This is a genomic window from Nonomuraea sp. NPDC004186 (genome assembly GCF_053603495.1).
Genome location: NZ_JBSGFQ010000066.1, coordinates 68,763 through 74,762 on the forward strand (window position 1 = coordinate 68,763; position 6,000 = coordinate 74,762).

General features: G+C 68.6%; 6 protein-coding genes. 3 read left to right on the forward strand and 3 right to left on the reverse strand.

What is annotated here, in order from left to right; genetic code table 11:
- The first annotated feature begins 38 nt into the window (after positions 1 to 38).
- A complete protein-coding gene (locus ACWEPL_RS40680) occupies positions 39 to 437 on the forward strand; it encodes a hypothetical protein (protein WP_452439340.1) in 399 nt (132 codons plus the stop codon).
- A gap of 182 nt (positions 438 to 619) precedes the next feature.
- Positions 620 to 1,663: an integrase core domain-containing protein gene (locus tag ACWEPL_RS40685; protein ID WP_452439345.1), complete on the forward strand. Its 1,044-nt coding sequence runs from the start codon at positions 620 to 622 to the stop codon at positions 1,661 to 1,663.
- A gap of 305 nt (positions 1,664 to 1,968) precedes the next feature.
- Here ACWEPL_RS40685 and ACWEPL_RS40690 read toward each other — a convergent pair whose 3' ends face one another.
- Positions 1,969 to 3,120 carry a hypothetical protein gene (locus ACWEPL_RS40690; RefSeq protein WP_452439341.1) on the reverse strand — a complete coding sequence of 384 codons (1,152 nt, stop codon included), beginning with the start codon at positions 3,118 to 3,120 and terminating at the stop codon, positions 1,969 to 1,971.
- 151 nt (positions 3,121 to 3,271) lie between these two features.
- Between ACWEPL_RS40690 and ACWEPL_RS40695 the strand changes: the two genes are divergently transcribed.
- Complete coding sequence (locus tag ACWEPL_RS40695) at positions 3,272 to 4,318, forward strand: site-specific integrase (protein WP_452439342.1); 1,047 nt, start codon at positions 3,272 to 3,274, stop codon at positions 4,316 to 4,318.
- A gap of 62 nt (positions 4,319 to 4,380) precedes the next feature.
- On the opposite strand, the gene ACWEPL_RS40700 is transcribed toward ACWEPL_RS40695, so the two are convergent.
- A complete protein-coding gene (locus ACWEPL_RS40700; protein WP_452439343.1) occupies positions 4,381 to 4,911 on the reverse strand; it encodes an SDR family NAD(P)-dependent oxidoreductase in 531 nt (176 codons plus the stop codon).
- A gap of 188 nt (positions 4,912 to 5,099) precedes the next feature.
- Positions 5,100 to 5,684: a dihydrofolate reductase family protein gene (locus tag ACWEPL_RS40705; RefSeq protein ID WP_452439344.1), complete on the reverse strand. Its 585-nt coding sequence runs from the start codon at positions 5,682 to 5,684 to the stop codon at positions 5,100 to 5,102.
- Between the last annotated feature and the right edge of the window lie 316 nt (positions 5,685 to 6,000).

Consider the following 6,000-nt stretch of genomic DNA (forward strand, 5'->3'; position numbering starts at 1 on the left):
TGAACATCGCTGATCTATGCGGTAGTTACAGATACCATGTGGTCGACGTCGAGTTGGGCGGGGTCGTCGACGGGCTGATCGTCGTAATAGGACAGCCAGGATCCGCCCGACAGCCGGCAGCCGGGCCCGACCTGGGGCGGGGTGATGGCTTCGTCGAGGAGGACCTCGGCGCGGGCATCGTCGGCGCGACCAGGAACGCGGCGGGGATCGCGATCATCGGCCACAACTTCGCGTGTGGGACGATCAAGGTCCGGTACGCTCGGGCCGGGGCGGCGATGAAGACGGTGACCGTCGCCCAAGGTCCGGACGAGGCGAGTGCCGCATGGGTCCCTTTCACCACGCCCACCGACGTCGATCCGCGCCGGCCGTTCCTGTACATCACCGCCCTGAACGGCACCGGCCGGTCTAGCACCAACGCGTACGTCATTCCCTCGTAGCGGACGCGCCCCAGCTTCTGAGGCGGGCCGCCTTGCTTTGAAGACCTGAGCGGTATCCGGCGACGTCGCTCAGATGGGTGTGGGATGCGGAAACTCGACCTGGTACTGCTACCTGCGGTTATACGGTGATCAAGGCTGATCGTCTGGCATGTTCTCTAGGCATGATGTGGTCAGTGCTCTACATGATTGTCCGGCATCTGGTCGGAGGGCTGGTGCTGCTCGCGCGTAGCGGCGGCGTCAAGGAAATCGAGATCCTGGTGCTGAGGCATGAGGTCGCCGTGCTCCGGCGGCAGATCGCCCGTCCGCTGCTGCAGCCTGCGGATCGGGAGTGGCTGGCCGCGTTGTCGCGTCTGCTTCCTCGCGTGCGCTGGAGTGCGTTCTTCATCACTCCGGCGACGTTGCTGGCTTGGCACCGTGATCTGATGCGGCGACGATGGCGCTATCCCCGCCGGACACCAGGCCGCCCGCCGATGCCCGATACGGTGCGTGAGCTGGTGATCTCGCTGGCGCAGGAGAATCCGAACTGGGGCTACCAGCGCATCCATGGCGAGCTCAAGCAACTGGGTCACCGCGTCTCGCCGACCACGGTCCGGATGATTCTTGTTCGTGCCGGGCTTGGTCCCGCGCCGCGCCGTTCGGGGCCGACCTGGGGGCAGTTCCTCACCGCCCAGGCTCAGGGCATCATCGCAACCGACTTCTTCCACGTGGAGCCCTTGTTCGGTGTCCGGCTGTACGCGTTGTTCTTCATCGAGCACCTCAACCGGCGCGTCCATCTGGCCGGTGTGACCGTCCACCCCACCGGGCCATGGGTGGCTCAGCAGGCCAGGAACCTCATCATGGACCTCGGCGATCGCTTGGCCAGAGTGAAATTCATCGTTCATGATCGCGACGCCCAGTTCACGGCGGCCTTCGACGAGGTGTTCATCGGTGAAGGATGCAGGATCGTCAAGACGCCGGTTCGCGCGCCGCGGGCGAACGCGATCTGCGAGCGGTGGGTGGGGAGCGTTCGCCGGGAATGCCTGGACCGGCTGCTGATCCTGGGGGAGCGACACTGCAGAGCAGTCCTTCGTGCCTACGTCGATCATTACAACCGCAAACGGCCCCACCGGTCCCTGGACCATTTCCCTCCCGATGCGCCGCCGGAACCCGCGGATCTGACCAAGCACCGGATCGAACGCCATAAGATCCTCGGCGGCATCATCAACGAGTATCACCGCGCAGCATAGAAGATCCAGTGTCCCCACACAGCACGTACGAAGCCCCAGATCAGCGCGCAATTCGAGTTTCCGCACCCCACACGCCCGCCAGAGCTTCTGGCATGGCATTCTCTTGATCGTCTGAGGGGTCTGGCCTGGCAAACGGCCCCATGCGGAGGTTGAGAACGCCGGGCCATGTGCCCGAACCGTGCCGAAGAGCAACCGGCGAGCAACCAACGGCGTGTCTCCGCCTCGCCGAAGGCCCATGGAAAACGAGAAATCCCAGGTCGGATGGGGTGTGGAGTGGTAGGGCGCCCGGGGCTCGAACTCGGAATCTACGGATTAATGTCCGACGGCACAGATGCCTCCGTCGTGTCGGCAGGAACCGCTGGGGCGTATGCGGAATGATCAGCCGGGCTGGGACACTCGTGCTCGCGCAGGAGGGCCTGTGCCACGGCCGCGGCGGTGACCGCCTGCTCGCGTTGGCGGTGTTCTTCCGTCAGCGCTGCGGTTAGTTTGGTGAGCTCTTCGCGCAACCGTTCCACTTCCATGGCCGCAGAATCTTTGGCCTGGTCGGCTGCGGTGCGTGCCTGCTCGGCCACGGCCGCGGCGGTGACCGCTTGCTCGCGTCGCTCTTGTTCGGCGGCCAGCGCCTGGTGGAGTCGGTCGATTTCCTGGGCGTGCGCCGCGGCGGTACCGCGAGCCTGGTCGCGTTCGCGTTCGGCCTCGCGCGCGCGCTCTTCCTGGGCCTGTACTTGGCGGCGCACGCCGGCGAACTCGTGCTGCCGGTCGTCGGCCTCCTGCTCCAGTTGGGTGATGCGACTAGTCGCGGCAGTGTGCAACTCGGTAATCTGGGCGGTCCGCTGCTGGGCGGCGGCGCGGTCTGTTTCGGCCTGGCGCTGCCGGGCGGCGGCGTCGGCGGCGCTCTGCTCGGCCTGGGCGCGGGCGGCCTGGTGTTCGCCGACCTGGCGCCAGGCATCCTGTTCGCGTTCTTCGGCGCGATCGCGGGCGACCTCGGCCTGTTCGCGGGCCTGTTCCGCGGCAGCGATGCGGGCGGCGGCGGCGTTGGTCGCGGCCGTGGCGTTTTGCTCGGCGGCCGCCGCGGCGGCGCGGGCCTCCTCGGCGGCCTGTTCGGCGGACTCGACTTGGGCGAGCGCGCCGCTGCTCAGCTCGGCCAATTGACTACGCAGCGCGTCCTGAGCGGTCTGCCACTGCTCGCCGGCGGCCAGCAGCGGCGCCAGCAGGTCCTGGGTGCGTAGCAGGGCGTTGGCCACGGGGGCGGCATGCGCCGTGGTGCGCGCCCGATAGGCGGCGGCCCGGCAGGCGTCGCTGCAGTACTTGGCGCGGCTGCTGCGCCCGGGCAAGGTCTTGGCGCACCCAGGACCGGCGCACTGCGGCTCCGGATCCGTCCCGGCTTTCTCTTTCTTGGCCGGCTCGCCGTCCTCGGCTGGGTTGGCCACCGCCACAGTTTCCTGATCGTCTGCCACAGTCTCACAGATTACCGTTCGTGGCGTTCGAACGCAGCCTTTTCGTGCGTTCGCAATCGGTTCTTACTTATGATCTGACCCGTGATAACCTTCCTTATCGCGGGTCAGGATTACGGCGCCGGGACGCGCCGGAAGCGGGCAGGAGACGGGCGTGGACGACGAGCAGGAAGCGCTGCCCGCACCGGTGGCGGGGGAGCGGCCACCGATTTTCGCCCTGCCGGAAAATGCGGGGGCACACACCGTCGCCGACTATGCGTTGAGCGCCCGGACCCAGGCCCGCATCGCCGACGGCGTGCCCGCCAACACCCGCCGCGCCTACGCCCGCCAGTGGGCCACCTTCACCACCTGGTGCGCCGACCACGGCCGCATCGCGCTACCCGCCACCGCCCACACGCTGGCCGAATACACCTCCCAGCTGTGCGAGGCCGGACAGGCCCCGGCCAGCATCGAGCAGGCCATCGCCGCGGTGCGCACCATGCACCGCCTGGCCGGCCACACCGGACGGCCCGCCACCGAATCGGCCCGCCTCGCGCTGCGCGCCTACAAACGCCAGCGCGCCGAAGCCGGTGGCCGCGGCCAGCGCGAGGCCCCGCCCGTCACCATCGACGCGCTGCGCGCCATGGTCGCCGCCTGCGACCTGGACACGACGATCGGGCGGCGTGACCGGCTACTGCTCGTGCTCGGCCTGGCGCTGATGGGCCGCCGCAGCGAGCTCGTCGCCCTGCTGCGTGAGGACGTACGCGAGGTCGCCGACGGCCTGGAGGTCACGATCCGCACCTCCAAGACCGACAAGGAGTCGGCCGGCGAGACCATCGCGATCCCGCGCGGCAGCCACCCGCTCACCGACCCCGTCGCCGCCTGGCGCGACTGGCTCGCCGTGCTCGACCAGGCAGGACACACCGGCGGGCGGCTGCTGCGCCGAATCAACCGGCACGGCACCATCGGGCCCTCGCTCGGGGCCGACGCCATTAACACCATTGTCCGCGACCTCGCCGTGCGGGCCGGCGTGCCCAGCGCGGAGACCATCACCGCACACAGCCTGCGCGCCGGCGGCGCCACCGTGGCCTACGCCGCCGGCGTCCCCGTCGCCGTCATCGCCAAACACGGCCGCTGGGCCCCCGCCTCGCCCGTCGTGCTGCGCTACATCCGCGCCGTGGACCGCTGGCGCGACAACGCCATGCGCAACGTCGGACTCTGACCGGGTCCAAGCGCTGGCGAAAACCGGCGGAACCGGCCATGATGAGGGATCTGTCGGCCGAACTAGGCGGGGAAAACGCAAAGGCCCCGCCGGTAAGCGGGGCCTGCACCTACCCACCGAAGCAGGCAGGGGAATCGATACGCCGCCTGGTGGACGGTCAGGCCAGGGGCGGAGAAGCGGGCGCTGAGCGAGGAGACCTGGATGAGATGACCATGGTCCTGCCCGCGCAGGATCGGCACGACCGCCTTGGAAACGTTGACGACGCCGTAGAAGACGGTGTCGACCTGCATACGGAAGGAGTCGATCGAGGTGTCCTCGAACGAGCCCAGGTCGCTGTATCCGGCACTGTTGATGGCGACATCGATGCGTCCGAACCTTTCCACGGACTGAGCGACCGCGCGCACGGCCGCGTCATGGTCGGTCACGTCCAGCCGCAGCGCGAGCACCCTATCGCCATAGGTGCCGAGGAGATCCCGCAACCGCTCCGGATTACGCGCCGTCGCCACCACGCGATCACCCGCTTCGAGCGCGACCTCGACGAACGCACGCCCCAGACCGCGCGCGCTTCCTGTCACGAACCACACCTTGGACATGGACACTCCTGGCTATTGATCGACTCTCATGACCAGCTCGGGCGCTCCGGTGGACATCGCCCACCCATGCGCTCGACCTCGATGGACGAGGCTGATGCGGATCTGCAGGCGCCAGCTGATGGGTGGGGAGGACCCACCCTCGTTCGCGGGAGTTGTCCGGTGTACGGCGGTGGCGCCGGTCGCTGTGGTCACCGGCCGGCACCCGAGGTCACCCGATAGCGCAGGTGCGTGACACCGGGCGCGTCGAGCACCGCGGTCAGCTCGAACTCGATACGGTCCGCGCCGAACAGCCGCCGCCCAGCACCGAGCACGACCGGGACCAGGTGGATCTCCAGTTCGTCGAGCAGACCCTCGCCCAGCAGCGACTGGGCGAGTGCGGCACCGTGCACCATCACGTCCTTGTCGCCGGCGGCCGCCTTGGCCTCACGCATCGCCGTTGCGACTTCGGGCACGTAGTGAACCCAGCCGCTCTGAGGCGCCGGCGGGACACCACGCGTGGGTACGAAGATCGGCACACCATGGTGATCACCATGCCAGTGACCGGCATAGTCGAACGTCTTGCGACCCACCACGACCGCACCCGTCGCCATCGACTCACCGAACACCTGCCCGCTCAACCCCGGCGGGTCGAAGTACGGCGGATCGGACACGGACTTGCCGAGCCACTCGTGCAGCCGCAGACCGCCGTTCCCGAGCCCGTTGCCCGGACCGTCGTCCGGGCCGGTGATGAACCCGTCGAGCGACATCGACATGTACAACACGGACTTCGACATATTGGTTTCCTTCCTTGCCGGCGCAGGGCGAGCGCACCTGGCCTGACTATGTGGCCTGCCCGTACCGTCACGGGGATGTGGGGTAACGGCCAGACAGATGTCCTTGTTCGAGGCCTGCCGGGGGCGTCCCTCCTGCGGCAGGTGGATCTGGGGCGCAGCGAGACATGGCCGCTGTCGTCCACGCGATCGAGGCGCGCCGCGACGCCTGTCGCCGTCGAGCACTAGGCCGGATGGCGCCAGGGCATCACGGGCGCGCGGTGGTCGGAGGCGAGGCCGTGCAGCGGGCACGGTCGGCGCGCCTCGCGGGGGCACAGCA

Coding starts and splice junctions, on each gene's coding strand:
- ACWEPL_RS40685 (WP_452439345.1), top strand. CDS start 620: ATGATTGTCCGGCATCTGGTCGGAGGGCTGGTGCTGCTCGCGCGTAGC.
- ACWEPL_RS40700 (WP_452439343.1), bottom strand. CDS start 4,911: ATGTCCAAGGTGTGGTTCGTGACAGGAAGCGCGCGCGGTCTGGGGCGT.
- ACWEPL_RS40705 (WP_452439344.1), bottom strand. CDS start 5,684: ATGTCGAAGTCCGTGTTGTACATGTCGATGTCGCTCGACGGGTTCATC.